Here is a 15363-nt window from a genome sequence, read left to right on the forward strand (position 1 = left end):
ATTCGCGGCATTAGGGGCCGGCCCCCTCAGAAACAGCCAGGGGAGCCGGACCCGGGTTTTACCTGGACTACAGCTTGACGCTGTCGACCGTCTTCTTCACCGACTGGAAGGACTTCTCCAGGGCGGCCTTCTCGGACTCGTCGAGCTTGGGGGTGAGGATCTTCTCCACGCCGCCCGCGCCGATCTGCACCGGCACGCCGAAGAAGTAGCCGTTGATGCCGTACTGGCCCTCCAGCAGGGCCGCGGCCGGCAGGATGCGCTTGCGGTCCAGCAGGAAGCTCTCCGCCATGGAGATGGCGCTGGAGGCCGGGGCGAAGTAGGCGCTGCCCGTCTTGTACAGGCCCACCAGCTCGGCGCCGCCCTCGCGGGTGCGCTTGACGATGGCGTCCAGCTTGTCCTGGGCCAGCAGCTCCGTCAGGGGCACGCCGCCCACGGTGGTGTGACGCACCAGGGGCACCATGTCATCGCCGTGGCCGCCGAGCACCAGCGCCTCCACGTCCCGGATGGAGCAGCCGAGCGCCTCGGCCACGAAGCACTTGAAGCGGCTGGTGTCCAGCACGCCCGCCATGCCCACCACCATGTGCTTGGGCAGCTCGGAGATCTTCTGGAGCGCGAACACCATCGCATCCAGCGGGTTCGCCACGTTGATGACGAAGGCGCCCGGGGCGTGCGTTTTGATGTTCGCCGCCACGTCCCGCATGATCTTCAGGTTGATGTCGAGCAGGTCCTCGCGGCTCATGCCCGGCTTGCGGGGGACACCGGCGGTGATGATGATGACGTCCGAACCGGCGACGTCCTTCCAGTCCGTCGTGCCGGTGACGCGGCAGTCATAGCCGTCCACCGCGGACAGCTGGTTGATGTCCAGCGCCTTGCCCTTGACGAGCCCCTCGGCCGCGGGGATGTCGAACAGCACCACGTCGCCGAGGTTCTTCTGCACGGCGATCAGCGCCAGGTTGCCACCGATCTGCCCGCCACCGATGAGACCGATCTTCTTCTTACGGGTCTGAGTCATGTGCGTTGTCTCCAATCAGAGACTACATGTGCTTGATGATGGCCTGACCGAACTCGGAGCACTTCACCTCGGTCACGGTGCCCTGGCCCTCGAGCTTCATCAGGCGGGCGAAGTCGTACGTCACCGTCTTGGCCGCGATGGCGCGGTCCATGCCCTTGATGATGAGGTCCGCGGCCTCGTTCCAGCCCAGGTGGCGGAACATCATCTCGCCGGAGAGGATGACGGAGCCGGGGTTCACCTTGTCCTGGTCCGCGTACTTGGGCGCGGTGCCGTGGGTGGCCTCGAAGACGGCGTGGCCGGAGACGTAGTTGATGTTGCCGCCCGGCGCGATGCCGATGCCGCCCACCTGCGCGGCGAGCGCGTCCGAGAGGTAGTCGCCGTTGAGGTTCAGCGTGGCGATGACGTCGAACTCGTCGGGGCGCGTGAGCACCTGCTGCAGGGTGATGTCCGCGATGGAGTCCTTGATGATGATCTTCCCGGCGGACACGGCGGCCTTCTGCTCGGCGTTGGCGGCGTCCTCGCCCTTGGCGGCCTTGGTGGCCTCCCACTGATCCCAGGTGTAGACCTTGTCACCGAACTCGCGGGCCGCGAGATCGTAGCCCCACTTGCGGAAGGCGCCCTCGGTGAACTTCATGATGTTGCCCTTGTGCACCAGGGTGACGCTCTTGCGCTTGTGCTCCACCGCGTACTGGATGGCGGCGCGAACGAGCCGGTCAGTGCCCTCCTGGGAGACGGGCTTGATGCCGATGCCCACGTTGGTGGGGAAGCGGATCTTCTTGAACTCCTTCTCGAACTCCTTCTTGAGCAGGCCGAGGAACTTCTCCGCCGCGGCGGTGCCCGCCTCGAACTCGATGCCCGTGTAGATGTCCTCCGTGTTCTCACGGAAGATGACCATGTCGACCTTCTCCGGGCCCTTCACGGGGCTCGGCACGCCCTTGAAGTAGCGCACGGGGCGCAGGCACACGTACAGGTCCAGCATCTGGCGCAGCGCCACGTTCAGCGAGCGGATGCCGCCGCCCACCGGCGTCGTCAGCGGGCCCTTGATGCCCACCAGGTACGAGCGGAAGGCCTCGACCGTCTCGTCCGGCAGCCAGTTGTTGACCTGCTTGAAGGACTTCTCGCCCGCCAGCACCTCGTACCAGGAGATCTTCTTCTTGCCCTGGTAGGCCTTCTCCACCGCCGCGTCGAAGACGGCCTGGGAGGCGCGCCAGATGTCCCGGCCGGTGCCATCGCCCTCGATGTAGGGGATGATCGGGTTGTTCGGCACGTGGAGCTTGCCGCTCTGCAGGGTGATCTTCTCGCCAGAAGGAGGCGCCATTGAAAGAACTCCGGGAAGGTGTGGCCGTGTAAGAAGGGTGGCGGATAGTCCGGAACCCGCCCCCTCCAGTCAAGCGCTTTGGCCTCGTTTCCGCATCCCCCGTGCGCCAAGCACACGCCGTCGGATAAGCCGCTCTTGTATCAGGGGGGTGACAGGCGCTGGCGCAGCACCGTGCGCTCCACCTTGCCCATCGCATTGCGCGGCAGCGCATCCAAAGGAAGGAAGCGCGATGGCACCTTGAAGCCCGCCAGCGAGCGGCGGCACCAATCGTCGAGATCCAAAGGAAATGGCTGGCCCCCGCGAGGCACCACGAAGGCCACTGGCACCTCTCCCCAGCGCGCGTCCGGGATGCCTACCACGGCCACCTCCTGCACCGACGGGTGGCTGGCGATCACCGCCTCGAGCTCCACCGGGTAGAGGTTCTCCCCTCCCCGCACGATCAGATCCGTGCGCCGGGAGAGCACCTTCAGCCGCCCCCGCCCGTCCAAGACGCCCACGTCCCGCGTGCGCAGCCAGCCCCCGCCCAGCGCCTCGTGCGTGGCCTCGGGCCGGTTCAGGTAGCCCGCCATCACCGTGGGGCCGCGCACCTCGATGTCCCCCTCCTGGCCCGGCCCGAGCGTCTGCCCCTCTAGCCCGGCGATCCGCACCTCCAGCCCCGGCAGCGCGGCGCCCGCGGTCTGGCCATCCGCCTCGGAGGGGCGCTCGGTCGTCACCTGGGAGCACGCCTCGGTCAGCCCATATGTCTGCAACGCCAACAATCGGGCCGCCCGGGCCCGCGCCAGCAGCGGTGCCGGAACGGGGCCGCCACCAATCAGCGCGAGCTGGAAGGACGCAGGCACGGGCCGGTCCGCGCGGGCATCCAGAATCCGCTCCAGCGTGGTGGCCACGAAGCTCGCGTGGGTGACGCCCTCGTGGTCCAGGGCGTGGTTCACCGCGTCCGCGTCGAACCGGTCCTGGAGCACGAGGCATCCGCCGTCATAGGCACAGCGCGAGAGCATCGACAGGCCGCCCACGTGGAAGAGCGGCAAGGTGCCCAGCCAGCGGGGCGCTGGAAACGCGCCCAGGTTCGCCGCCGAGCACCGCGCGGACGCGCGGAAGTTGCCCTCGGTCAGCACCGCCCCCTTGGGCCGCCCCGTCGTCCCAGAGGTGAAGAGCACCACGCGCGGCGTGGACGCCTCCCGGGGCAGGCACTCCGTCGAGGCCTCCGGGAGCGCGCCCGCCCAGGACTCCAGGCGCTCGGCCCCCGGAAGCCGCTCCGCCAGCGCGTCCTGGGCCAGCGTCAGGCCTGGGGCGACTTCCTGCACCAGCGGCGCCAGCTCCTTCGCGGTGAGCCGGGCGTTGAGCGGCGCGAGCAACGCCCCCAGCCGCCCCAGGGCGAAGAAGAGGTGCACCGCGTCGGAGTGGTTGGCCGAGAGCAGCGCGACGCGGCTCCCGGGCTTCACCCCCCGGGCCTGGAGCGCGGCCACCCAGCGCCCCACCGCTTCGTCCAGGAGGCGGTAGGTCCACCGGCGTCCGGCGAAGGTCAGCGCCTCGGCCTCGGGCGCGCGCGCGGCCCCTTCCCGGATGGGGCACCCCAGGCTCATGGGACGAGCCCGAGCCCCGGCGCCTCCGGCAGCCGGATCCGTCCCTGGATGGGTTGGAAGGGGTGCACCTCGGGCTCCTCGCGGACAAAGAGGCTTCCCACCCCCAGCCCCGAGGCCAGCCTTCCCGAGGGCAAGGCCGCCGCCAGGTGCGCCGCGCCCGCCCGCGAGACGACGCCGTCGAGCGCGCTCGTGACGAACGCCTCCAGCCCCAGGCTCGCCGCCTGACGCGCGAACATCAGCGCGGGCAGCAGGCCGCCCAGCACCATGGGCTTCAGGACGAAGGCCCTCGCCGCGGGTATGCCACCGGCCGCCCCCAGCAACACCGGAATCGCCTCGGGGGAGGCCAGCGCCTCGTCCGCGGCCAGCGGGAACGGGGCCCGGCGCTGGAGCCGCCACAGGGCCCGCAGCTCTTGCGGCGGCACGGGCTGCTCGCACAGCTCCAGCCCGTACCAGCCCAGCCGGTCCACCGCATGGACCGCCTCCGTCTCCGACCAGCCCCCGTTCGCATCCAGCCGGATGTTCACCTCGGGGCCCACCGCCTGGCGGACCGCGCGCACGCGCGCCTCGTCCTCATCGAGCGGCCGGCCCGCCACCTTCAGCTTGACGGTCTTGTAGCCCTCGGCCACGGCCTTCCGGGCCTCCTCGGCCAGCTCCCCGGGCGCATCCGCCGTCAGCAGCGCGTTGACCCACACCTCCGGGCGCGCCGCCCGGTCCAGCAACCGGCACAGGGGGATCTCCCGCCGCTGCGCGAGCAGGTCCAGCAGCGCCATCTCCACCGCGTGGTCCGCCGCGGGCGCGTGGGGAATCTCCTCCGTGGGACGCAGCCGCAGCCCCCGGCCCTGCCCCGGCCCGCCCGTGGGCAGCGCGAAGGCCTCCTCGATGGCATCCAGGTTGTCCGCGAGCGGCTGTCCGTCCAACCGCCGGAAGTGGCCCTGGAGCACCTGCTGGCACACGCTCAGAGACTCGGTGCCGAACTCCACCAGCGGCATCGCCTCGCCCTGACCGATGCGGCCCTCCTCGTCCACCAGTTGGATGAGGTAGCCCTCCCGCAGCGTGTACGTGGCCCGCGCCGTCTTCAGCGGCCGGACCAGCTCCAGGCGCGACGGTGCGAGCGTTGTCTTCGTGATGCGCATCCGGTCATCACCTCAGCCACAGCCCCACCGCGAACAGTAGCCCGAACACGAGCAGCAGGCGCGCGGTTGCCCCCAAGGCTGAGTTCAATGCCGAGCCTTGCGCCCCGAAAACGAGTCTCGCAGGACCCACGGCGAAGGGCGCGCTCAAGAGGGCCAGGAAAACCCAGGCACTGGCCAGTCCCAATCCAAACATGACAAAGGGCGTGGCATAGGCCACCGCCAGCATCAGCGCGTACTCCGCCTTGCCGCCCGCCGTGCCCAACCGGACCACCAGCGTGCGCTTGCCGGCCTTCGCGTCGGTCTGGACGTCCCGCAGGTTGTTGACAGCCAGGAGCGCGGTGCCCAGCGCCCCCACGGGAATGGCCGCCCACCACGCCCCCGGGTAGACCGTCAGCGCCTGGACGTAATAGGTGCCCGTGACGGCCACGAGCCCGAAGTAGATGAAGACGAACACATCTCCCAACCCGTGGTACGCCAGAGGAAAGGGCCCTCCGGTATACGCATAGCCAAACAGCACCGAGCTCAGGCCGATGGCCACGACGGGCCAGCCGCCCACCATCACCAGGTAGATGCCCGCGAGGATGGCGAGCGCGAAGCACCCCAGCGCCCCGGCCAGCACCTTGCCCGGCGCGATGAGCCCGCTCTGGGTGACGCGCGTGGGCCCCAGCCGCTCGGCCGTGTCCGCGCCCTTCTTGAAGTCGTAGTAGTCGTTGGTGAGGTTGGTGCCGATCTGGATCAGCAGCGCCACCCCCAGCGCCGCGAGCGCGGGCAGCCAGCGCCCCTCGCCCATTCCGAACGCCAGCCCTGTTCCCACCCCCACCGGCGCCAACGAGGCCGTGAGCGTCTTGGGGCGGATGGCCATCAGCCACGCGCCGGCCGGGGTCAGCGGACGGGGCGCCCCCGACGGAAGGGGCGCGGAAGAACTCGGGGACGGGGCAAGGCCATCGGCGGTCATGTGTGGATCGTGTCGGTGGGGCTCTCGAACGGGGGCGCTTCGTACCAGGGAGTGCGCAGGAAGGAGAGCACTTCGCCCGCGTAGGCCTCCGGCGCCTCCAGGTGCGGGGCGTGCCCACATCCCGTGAAGGCATGGCGCCAGACGACGGGGAGCTCGGAGGCCATCTTCCGCGCCAGCTCGGTGAACTTCGTGTCCTTCTCCCCCGTGAGCAGCAGCGTGGGCACGCGCTGCCGGTGCAGGGCGGGCCAGAAGTCGGGCTGCTCGCCCGTGCCAAGGCATGCCAGCGCCCCGGCCAGTCCTTCGACGGTGCAGGTCAGGCGGCGCTCGCGCAGGGACTCGGCCTGCGGGGCGGGCAGGTTCCGCAGCCCCTCGAACAGGGGCAGCGCCTCCCAGCGCTCCACGAAGGCATCCACCCCCCGGGTCCGCAGGAACGAGGCGAGCTGGGTGTCCGACTCCCGCCGCGCGGCGCGCTCCTGGCGCCGGTGCAGGCCCGGGGAGCCGCTCTCCAGGATGAGCCGGCCCAGGCGCTGCGGCGCGCGGACCGCCGCGGCGAGCGCCACGCGGGCCCCTTGCGAGTAGCCCAGCAGATCCACCGAGGGCAGCTTTAGCTCGTCCAGCAGCGCGATGAGCGCGTCCACCGTCTCCAGGAAGCCCTCCCGGCCCGGCTTGCTGGGCAGCGGCGTCTCGCCGTGGCCCGGCAGATCCACCGCGATGGCGCGCACGGAGCTTCCGAGCAGCGGGCGCAGGTGATCAAACGAGGTCCGGTTGCCGGTAAAGCCGTGCAGAAGCACGAGCGGCCGGGGGCCTTCGCCCCATGTGCTGTATGCGAGCTTCACGCCCATGGTCCGTCTCCCAAGGCCGCCGCCATGCGTGCGAACAGCCGCTGATGGTGCTCCACGTTGAGGGTTCTGTCCGTGCGGACTTCCACCAGGTGCAGCCCGCCCTTCAACCCTTCGGCCATCGCGGCGCGCAAGGCCCCGGGCGTCACCGGCCGGTGGAACCGCGCCCCGTAGAGCGCCGCCGCGTGCGACAGGTCGATGCCATGGGGCGTCCCGAAGAGCGCCTCGAAGTGCTCCTGGGATTGCGCGATGGGGAGGAAGGAGAAGATGCCGCCCCCGTCATTGTTGACGGCCACCACGGTGAGCGGCAGGTGGTGGCGGTGCGCGGTCAGCAGGCCGCCCACATCGTGCAGGAGGGCCAGGTCTCCCACGAGCAGCACCGAGGGCCCGTCGGAGGCCACCGACATGCCCAGCGCGCTGGAGACAATCCCGTCGATGCCGTTGGCGCCCCGGTTGGCCAGGGTCCGCAGCGTCACGCCCCGGGCGGGCGCGAAGGCATCCACGTCCCGGATGGGCATGCTGCTGGAGACGAACAGGTTCGCCCCCGCGGGCAGCGAGGCCACCACCTCGTGGGCGATGCGCGGCTCGGACAGCTCGTCCTGCTCGGCGAAGGCGGCTTCCAGCGCACCGCGGGCCAACTGCTCCGCGTGGAAGAAGCTCTGGGCCCAGGGCCCGGATCCGCGTGAGAGCCCCTGCGCGAGCGCCTCGCACGCCGCCACGGCCGAGCCCTCGACGATGTGCTCGGCGCGGTGGGCGGGATCGAACAGGGTGCCCTCGTCGCTGAAGAGGATGGTGCGGGCCCCGGAGCTGTCCAGCCACTGCTGCGGCTTCTTCGGGGTCAGCCCTCCGCCAAACCGCAGCACCAGCTCCGGCCGGTGCGCCCGGGCGAACGGCGGGTGGCGCAGCAGGGCGTCATACAAGGAGAGCGTCGTGGCGCTTCCGCCATAGCGCGCCTGGGAGACCGCTTCAGCGAGGATGGGATACCCGGTGGCCTGGGACAGCGCGGCGAGGGCCTGCGCGAAGCCATCCTCCTCGTCGCGGGGGCCACACACGATGAGCCCGCGCTCCGTGGCGGCGATGCTCTCGCGCACGCGCTCCAGGATCCGGGCATCCGGCAGCCGGGAGGACGGATGGATGTGTGTCATCAGCGCGCCCGGGCGCCCCTGGAGCACCTGGGCGGACAGCTGCTCCGCGCCGAAGGGCTGGGGGATGGGCGCCAGGGGCTCGCGAAACGGAAGGTTGAGGTGCACCGCGCCCTGGGGCGCCCGCCGCGCCACGCTCACGGCCCGGGCGGTAGTGGCCCGCAGGTGCGCCAGCACTTCGTTGCTCGCCTCGGGCACCGGCGTGTCCACGAAGAAGCGCGCGAACTCACCGAACAGCCGCGCCTGGGGCACCGTCTGCGGCGCCCCCCAGCCGTGCAGCTCCGGCGGCCGGTCCGCGGTCAGGACCACCAGCGGCACGTTCGACAGCGCCGCCTCGATGACCGCCGGATAGAAGTGCGCGCCCGCCGTCCCGCTGGTGGCGATCACCACCGCCGGGGTGCGCGAGCGCTTGCCAATGCCCAGCGCGAAGAAGCCCGCGCTGCGCTCGTCGATGACAGACCACGTCTTCAGGCCGTCGATCCGGTGGCATGCCAGGGCGAGCGGTGTCGAGCGGGATCCCGGACAGACCACGGCATGCCGGACGCCTCCTCGGAACAGCTCTTCCAGTACTACCCGCGCCCAGAGCTGGTTCAGATTCGCGTCAGACATCGCGGGCCTTTCAGAATCGCACCCTGATGAAATGTGTCATCTCCATTGTATTCTATTCGACTCACGGTAACATGCCGGCGCAGTTCAAAACCACGTGAACCCGCTGGGCGGAGCTTCAGTGACGGCGGGTGAAGTCTGGTGGTCCTTCACCCGCTGTTGAATCATCCTACCGCTATGCCGCAACGGTCCGCCGAAGCGCGGAGACTTCTCCTCGAACAACTCCTCGACGCCGTGGACCCGCGCCTGAACGCCCGGCTCCGTCAGGCGCTGCTGCTGCCCGGCCCCCTGGCGCTCCCCTCCCGGGAACAGACGGTGGTGCTGGCAGGCCACCGCTCCGCCGGGAAGACCCGGGTGCTGCCGCTCATGACGGAACTCCTGGGCCGCCCTGGGGTGGACCTCGACGCGGAGCTGGAGCGGACCACGGGCCGGGTGCTGAAGACCTGGGTCGCCGAGGATCCCAAGGCCTTCCGGGCCGCCGAGCGCCAAGCGCTCCAGCGCATGCCTGCCGGGAGCCTGGTGGCCGTGGGCGGAGGGTTCCTCTCCCACCACCCGGACGCGTTGACGGGGTGCTTCACGCTGATCATCCCGGTCTCCTTCGAGACCTACCGCGAGCGCCTGCTGGCGGACACCACCCGCCCGCGACTCCGCCCGGGCCTGTCGCTGGAAGAGGAGATCTCCACCGTGTTTCATGAACGCGAGGGACTGCACGCCCGCGTGCCCACCGTGCCGCTGGAGGATCTGCTGAGGACCTTCTGGCGGGAGGTGACGCCATGAAGCCCCTGTGGCGCGTCGTCACCGTGCCCCCCACCCTCCAAGGCGAGGCCGCGGTGCGCTTCGCGGAAGGGGCCCGCCGCCGGGGCGCGGAGGTGCTGGAGGTGCGCACGGACCTCCATGGGCCGGAGGACCTGGATCCCCAGGCGCTGAGCCGGGGAGGCCCCCTGCTCGTCTCCGAGCGCGGTCGGCCGCTGCCCCCCGCCTGGGTGAAGGCCGCGCGGTACGTCGACCGGGATCTCACCGTCTCCCTGGATGCCCCGGCCGAGAAGCTCCTCGCCTCGCACCATGCCGAGCGGCCGCTGTCCACCGCCGAGGCCCTGAAGCTGTGGGACTGTCCCCTGCCGCCGGGCGCGCTCGTGAAACACGTGGAGCCGATGGACCAGCCCGGTCACGTGGCGGTGCTGCTGGAGACGCAGTCGCGGCTCATCGAGCGCTTTGGTGCCGAACGCGTCACGGTGCTGGGCATGGGCGCCATCGCGCTGGCCGCCCGCGCGGTGCTCTCCCGCCGCAACGTGCTGGAGTACGTGGCCATGGGCGGCGAGTGGAGCGCGGCCCCCGGCCAGCGGCTCCTGGATGACGCCTTCCGCGACTTCCGCGCCCCCCGCCGGGGCCCGGCCCGGCTCGGCATCCTGGGCACGTCCATCGCCCACTCCCGCTCCCCGCGCATCCACCGGCAGCCCTTCGACCGGATTGACCTGCCCGAGCAGGGCCCCGTCGAGGCGCTCGTCGACTCGCTGTTGCCCCACTACGCGGGCTTCGCCGTCACCAGCCCCTTCAAGCTGCGCCTGGCCCGGCACACCCACTCCTCCCTGGAGGCCATCAACACGCTGGTGCGCCGGGACGGCCGCTGGGAGTCCTTCAACACCGACGTGGAGGGCGCCCGCGCGGTGCTGCAGCGGCTGGGCGGCCAGGACACCTTCGTCCTGGGCGATGGGGGCTCGACGGCCGCCCTCCGGGCGGTCTCCGCGGAGGTGGGATGTGCCCTCCGGGTGCTCAAGCGCGCCGACATCACCGCACCGCTGTCCGGGGTGGGCATCTGGACCTGGCCGGATCGGGTGACACCCCCTGAATCCCTGCATTTCGATCGCGCACGCGTGGCGGTGATCGCCTACGGTGCGCCTGGTAGACGCATTGCCACGGAGATTCTCCGCCGTGGCGGTACACCGCTCATGCTGGGCGCGGCGTGGTTCGTCGCGCAGGCCCGGCGCCAACGCGAACTTTGGGAGACCGCAACATGAACACCTTCGGCGTCCTCTTCCGTCTGACCACCTTCGGCGAGAGCCACGGTCCGGCCCTGGGCGCGGTCATCGACGGCTGCCCCGCGGGCGTGCCGTTGACCACCGCCATGCTCCAGGCCGCGCTCGACCGGCGCCGCCCGGGGCAGTCGGCCATCACCACCGCGCGCGCCGAGCCGGACAAGGTGGAGATCCTCTCGGGCGTCTTCGAGGACAAGACGCTGGGCACGCCGCTGGCGGCCATCGTGCGCAACACCAACCAGCGCTCCGGGGACTACGAGCAGCTCAAGACGCAGGACCGGCCCGGCCACGCGGACGCCGTGTGGCGCGAGCGCTACAAGCACCGGGACCACCGGGGCGGCGGACGCACGAGCGGCCGCGAGACGCTCTGCCGCGTCATCGGCGGCACGGTGGCCGAGGCGTACCTGGCCCGGGACTTCCCCAAGCTGAGCACCGTGGCGTGGGTGTCGCAGGTGGGCAACCTCGTCGCCGAGGTGCCCGCGCCGGGCCTCACGCGCGCCATGGTGGACGAGCACCCCACGCGCTGCGCGGACCGGTCGGTGCGCGAGGCGATGTCCCAGCGCATCCTGGAGGCCAAGGAGGCCGGCGACAGCCTGGGCGGCTCCATCGACATCCGCGTGGAGGGGCTGCCCGTGGGGCTGGGCGAGCCCATCTTCGGTAAGCTCAAGGCGCTCATCGCCCAGGCGCTGGGCAGCGTGGGCGCCATCACGGGCGTCGTGTGGGGCCCGCCGGACCTGCTCGCGCGCATCGAGCAGCCGGGCAGCGTGTTCCACTCCCGGAAGGACACCTACGGCGGCATCCAGGGGGGCCTGGCCAACGGCGAGCCCATGCAGCTGCGCGCCTTCTTCAAGCCGCCCGCCACGCTCGCCGAGCACGCCAAGGGTGGCCGCCATGATCCGTGCATCATGCCGCGCGCGGTACCCGTGCTGGAGAGCATGGTCTCCCTGGTCATCGCCGATCTCGTCCAGCAGATGAACGCCCGTCACCACACCCTATGAGCGACACACCCCTTCCCCCGGGTTCCTACCGCCCCGCCACCGACAAGTGGGGCACCTTCTCCAAGCTCGCCGCACGTCTGCCCGAGGGAAGCCTCGCGCTGGTGGACCGCACCGTGGTGAAGCACCACCCGGGCCTCCTCCCGGCGCTGGAGGCACGCAACCCCCGCGCCATCGTGCAGATCACCGGCGGCGAGCGGGCCAAGAACTTCGCCTCGCTGGAGAAGGTGCTGACCGGCGGCCTCACCCTGCCCCGCTCCGGGACGCTGATCGTCATTGGCGGCGGCACCCTGGGAGACGTGGCCACGGTGGCCGCGCACCTGCTCAAGCGCGGGGTGCGGCTGGTGCAGGTGCCCACCACCCTGCTGGCCGCGGTGGACAGCAGCCTCGGCGGCAAGGGCGCCGTGGACCTGATCGTGCGCGGCAACGTGGTGAAGAACCCCGTGGGCGTCTTCCACTACGCGGACGAGGCGTGGATCTGCCCCGAGTTCTTCACCTCGCTGTCCGATGCCCAGCGCCGCGAGGGCGCCATCGAGGCGTGGAAGATGGTGGCCTGCCTCGATGGCCGGCTCTTCCGCAAGTACATGCGCCAGGCGCCCACCCTGGAGCAGCTCGTGAAGGACGGGCGCCGGCTCAAGGAGAGCGTCTGCGCGAAGGACCCTTACGAGCACAGCGGCCTGCGGCGCGTGCTCAACTTCGGCCACAGCTTCGGCCACGTGCTGGAGAGCCTGTCGCGCTTCAAGCTGTCCCACGGGGACGCGGTGGGCCTGGGCATGCGCTGCGCGCTGGACGTGGGGCGGCGCCTGGGCGTCACCCCCGAGCCGGTGGCGCTCCAGGTCGAACAGGCGCTGGAGCAGGGCCCGGGCATCCTGGGCCGTGACCGGATCGCCTCGCTCATCCAGCGCACGCCCCTCAAGGACGTGGTGGACCTGCTGGCCGCCGACAAGAAGGCGGGCACGTCGGGCGAGCTGCGCATGATCCTGCTCACCGGCATCGGCGCCTTCGACATCCGGGATGTCCCGGAGACCGAATGGCGTCAACTCTGGTCCGCCTGGAAGAACGGAATCCGCCCATGAGCCAGCTGCACCTCGACCCCAGCCACCTCACCGCCGCGCGCCTCACGCCGCCGGTGTCCAAGTCCGACGCCCAGCGCGCCCTGGTGCTCGCACACCTCACCGGGCACTGGCCCCTGCGCTCGCTCCAGTCCGAGCCCGAGGCGGACCTGCCCGCGGACGTGCGCGTGCTCAAGCGCGGCGTGGAGGCCCTGCGCCTGCCGCCCGGCCCCGTACGCGACGTGAACTGCGCCGACGGCGGGGCCCCGTTCCGAATCCTCGTCACCCAGGCCGCGGTGACGCCCGGGGCGAAGGTGCGCTTCACCGGCACCCCGCGCCTGGGCGAGCGCCCCCACGGCGCGCTCTTCGAGTCCCTGCGCGAGGCGCTCGGCCCCCAGGGGCTCACCCTCACCGAGGGCAAGCCCTGGCCCGTGGAGCTCCACGCCCCGGAGGCGAGCAGCGCCCCCGTCTTCCGCGTCCCGGGAGACCAGAGCAGCCAGTACGCCTCCAGCCTCCTGCTGGGCTGCGCGGGGCTGTTCCTGCGCGAGAGGCGCCCCTGGAGCGTGGAGATCCTGGGCACCCTGACGAGCGCGGGCTACCTGGAGCTGACCCTCACCTGGCTGCGGCGCTTCGGCTTCACCGTGGAGGAGAGCGCCTCGCGCTTCACGGTGACGGCGTACCAGGCCCCCGAGACCGCCCCGGCGATGCCGGGAGACTGGTCCTCCCTGGGCTACCTGCTGCTCGTCGCCTGGCGCACGGGCGGCAGCGTGGAGCGCGCGGACCCCGGCAACGCCCACCCGGACCAGGCCATCCTCCGGCTGGTGCAGCCCGCGGGGCTCACCCCCGTGACGGGGCCGGAGCTCACCATGCGCATGGAGGGCAAGGCCCGGGCGGGGCTCGTGGCCTCGGGCAAGGAGTGCCCGGATCTGCTGCCCACGCTGGCGGCCCTGGGGTGCGTGCTGCCCGGCCCCTCGACCCTCACCGATGTAGGTATTCTCCGTGTGAAGGAGAGCGACCGGCTGGAGGGCATCCGCACGCTGGTGGCCGCCTACGGGGGCACCACCACCCTGGACGGCGAGACGCTCACCCTCACGCCCCCGGCCGCCCCCCCCGCGCATTTCTCCATGGATAGCCACGGGGACCACCGGCTCGCCATGGTTTCCGCGACCCTGGCGGTGCTCTCCGGGGCGCGGCTGACACTGACCGGGCCCGAGTGCGTGGAGAAGAGCTTTCCGGGCTTCTGGCGCCAGATGGAGCGCACCGGGGTGCGTCTGACCGAGTAAGCCCTTGGGCCCAAGTGTTCCAGGGAGGCGGAAGCACGATCTTTTTTGTTGAAAGCTCTCTGCCCCCTGTGAAATCTCCCGCCCATGCCCAAGGACACGCTGACCATCACGGACAATCGGACCGGGAAGACCTACGAGGTTCCGGTCGAGAACGGGTGTATTCGCACCTCCGCCCTCCGGCAGATCAAGGTAGGTGACGAAGACTTCGGGCTGATGGGGTACGACCCGGCGTTCCTGAACACGGCCAACTGCAAGAGCGCCATCACCTACATCGATGGCGACAAGGGCATCCTGGAATACCGGGGCTACCCCATCGAGCAACTGGCCGAGAAGTCCTCGTTCCTCGAGGTGGCCCACCTGCTCATCAACGGGGAGCTGCCCACCCCGAAGGAGCTGGAGCAGTTCACCCACCTCGTGACGCACCACACGTACGTGCACGAGAACATCAAGGCGTTCATGGACGGGTTCCGCTACGACGCGCACCCCATGTCCATGCTGGCCTCCACGGTGGCGGCGCTGTCGAGCTTCTACCCGGACGCCAAGAGCATCAAGGACGAGCAGAGCCGCAGCATTCAAATCACCCGGCTCATCGCCAAGATGCCCACCATCGCGGCCTTCTCGTTCCGCCACAGCATGGGGCTGCCGTACATCTACCCGGACAACGATCTGTCCTACGTGGCCAACTTCCTGGCGATGATCCGCCGCATCGGCACCGCCACGTACAAGGCGCACCCGGTGCTGGAGCGCGCGCTGGACTTGCTGTTCATCCTGCACGCGGACCACGAGCAGAACTGCTCCACCACGTCCGTGCGCACGGTGGGCTCCTCCGAGGTGGACCCGTACTCGGCGGTCAGCGCGGGCATCGGCGCGCTGTACGGCCCGCTGCACGGCGGCGCCAACGAGGCGGTGCTGCGCATGCTGCGCGAGATCGGCCACGTCTCGAAGATCCCCGACTTCATCAAGGCGGTGAAGGGCGGCGAGGGCGAGAAGAAGCTGATGGGCTTCGGCCACCGCGTCTACAAGTCGTACGATCCGCGCGCCAAGGTCATCAAGCGCGTGGCGGACGAGGTGTTCGAGGTGACGGGCAAGAACCCGCTGCTCGACATCGCCCTGGAGCTGGAGCGCATCGCCCTGCAGGACGAGTACTTCGTCAAGCGCAAGCTCTACCCCAACGTCGACTTCTACTCGGGCCTCATCTACGAGGCGATGGGCTTCCCGGTGGAGATGTTCCCCGTGCTCTTCGCCATCCCCCGCACGGTGGGCTGGTGCGCGCAGTGGGAGGAGATGGTGAAGGATCCGGAGCAGAAGATCGCCCGCCCGCGCCAGGTGTTCGTCGGCTCCAAGCGCCGCGAGTACATCCCCATGGACAAGCGCGCCGCCAAGTAGGCCCGGCGCGTCCAACCCTTCAACGC

At 70.6% G+C, this 15363-nt stretch carries 13 protein-coding genes; 6 read left to right on the forward strand and 7 right to left on the reverse strand.

The features are described from left to right. Positions 1 to 67 precede the first annotated feature (67 nt). The 7 genes from mdh to menD all read right to left on the reverse strand — a co-directional run bounded on the left by mdh (position 68) and on the right by menD (position 8591). Complete coding sequence (mdh, locus tag KY661_RS06355; protein ID WP_075010871.1) at positions 68 to 1012, reverse strand: malate dehydrogenase; 945 nt, start codon at positions 1010 to 1012, stop codon at positions 68 to 70. A gap of 22 nt (positions 1013 to 1034) precedes the next feature. Then, positions 1035 to 2330: an NADP-dependent isocitrate dehydrogenase gene (gene icd / locus KY661_RS06360; protein WP_075010870.1), complete on the reverse strand. Its 1296-nt coding sequence runs from the start codon at positions 2328 to 2330 to the stop codon at positions 1035 to 1037. Positions 2331 to 2470: 140 nt separating this feature from the next. Beyond that, the gene (gene menE, locus KY661_RS06365; protein ID WP_225409352.1) at positions 2471 to 3913 is read right to left on the reverse strand and encodes an o-succinylbenzoate--CoA ligase; all 1443 of its coding nucleotides are present in this window, start codon (positions 3911 to 3913) and stop codon (positions 2471 to 2473) included. Next, complete coding sequence (menC, locus tag KY661_RS06370) at positions 3910 to 5046, reverse strand: o-succinylbenzoate synthase (RefSeq protein ID WP_225409353.1); 1137 nt, start codon at positions 5044 to 5046, stop codon at positions 3910 to 3912. The genes menE and menC overlap by 4 nt, the downstream gene beginning before the upstream one ends. Positions 5047 to 5053: 7 nt before the next feature. Next, a complete protein-coding gene (locus tag KY661_RS06375) occupies positions 5054 to 6001 on the reverse strand; it encodes a 1,4-dihydroxy-2-naphthoate polyprenyltransferase (RefSeq protein ID WP_263436745.1) in 948 nt (315 codons plus the stop codon). Next, positions 5998 to 6843, reverse strand: a complete 846-nt coding sequence (menH, locus tag KY661_RS06380) for a 2-succinyl-6-hydroxy-2,4-cyclohexadiene-1-carboxylate synthase (RefSeq protein ID WP_225409354.1) — start codon at positions 6841 to 6843, stop codon at positions 5998 to 6000. Before menH ends, KY661_RS06375 begins: the two co-directional genes overlap by 4 nt. Beyond that, complete coding sequence (menD, locus tag KY661_RS06385) at positions 6834 to 8591, reverse strand: 2-succinyl-5-enolpyruvyl-6-hydroxy-3-cyclohexene-1-carboxylic-acid synthase (RefSeq protein WP_225409355.1); 1758 nt, start codon at positions 8589 to 8591, stop codon at positions 6834 to 6836. Before menD ends, menH begins: the two co-directional genes overlap by 10 nt. Before the next feature lie 174 nt (positions 8592 to 8765). On the opposite strand from menD, the gene KY661_RS06390 reads away from it, so the two are divergent. From KY661_RS06390 to KY661_RS06415, 6 genes are all read left to right on the forward strand, one after another. Beyond that, complete coding sequence (locus KY661_RS06390; protein WP_075010864.1) at positions 8766 to 9365, forward strand: shikimate kinase; 600 nt, start codon at positions 8766 to 8768, stop codon at positions 9363 to 9365. Continuing rightward, entirely contained in the window at positions 9362 to 10603 is a 1242-nt protein-coding gene (locus tag KY661_RS06395; protein ID WP_225409356.1) for a shikimate dehydrogenase, read from the forward strand. Before KY661_RS06390 ends, KY661_RS06395 begins: the two co-directional genes overlap by 4 nt. Further along, positions 10600 to 11619 carry a chorismate synthase gene (gene aroC, locus KY661_RS06400; RefSeq protein ID WP_225409357.1) on the forward strand — a complete coding sequence of 340 codons (1020 nt, stop codon included), beginning with the start codon at positions 10600 to 10602 and terminating at the stop codon, positions 11617 to 11619. Before KY661_RS06395 ends, aroC begins: the two co-directional genes overlap by 4 nt. Then, positions 11616 to 12692, forward strand: coding sequence for a 3-dehydroquinate synthase (locus KY661_RS06405; RefSeq protein ID WP_225409358.1), 1077 nt, complete (start codon positions 11616 to 11618; stop codon positions 12690 to 12692). The genes aroC and KY661_RS06405 overlap by 4 nt, the downstream gene beginning before the upstream one ends. Beyond that, the gene (locus tag KY661_RS06410; RefSeq protein ID WP_225409359.1) at positions 12689 to 13951 is read left to right on the forward strand and encodes a 3-phosphoshikimate 1-carboxyvinyltransferase; all 1263 of its coding nucleotides are present in this window, start codon (positions 12689 to 12691) and stop codon (positions 13949 to 13951) included. Before KY661_RS06405 ends, KY661_RS06410 begins: the two co-directional genes overlap by 4 nt. Before the next feature lie 84 nt (positions 13952 to 14035). Next, positions 14036 to 15337 (forward strand): citrate synthase, encoded by a 1302-nt coding sequence (locus KY661_RS06415; RefSeq protein ID WP_225409360.1) that lies wholly within the window; start codon positions 14036 to 14038, stop codon positions 15335 to 15337. Positions 15338 to 15363 lie beyond the last annotated feature (26 nt).

The organism is Allostigmatella hybrida (assembly GCF_020103775.1).
Classification (GTDB): domain Bacteria; phylum Myxococcota; class Myxococcia; order Myxococcales; family Myxococcaceae; genus Hyalangium; species Hyalangium aurantiaca.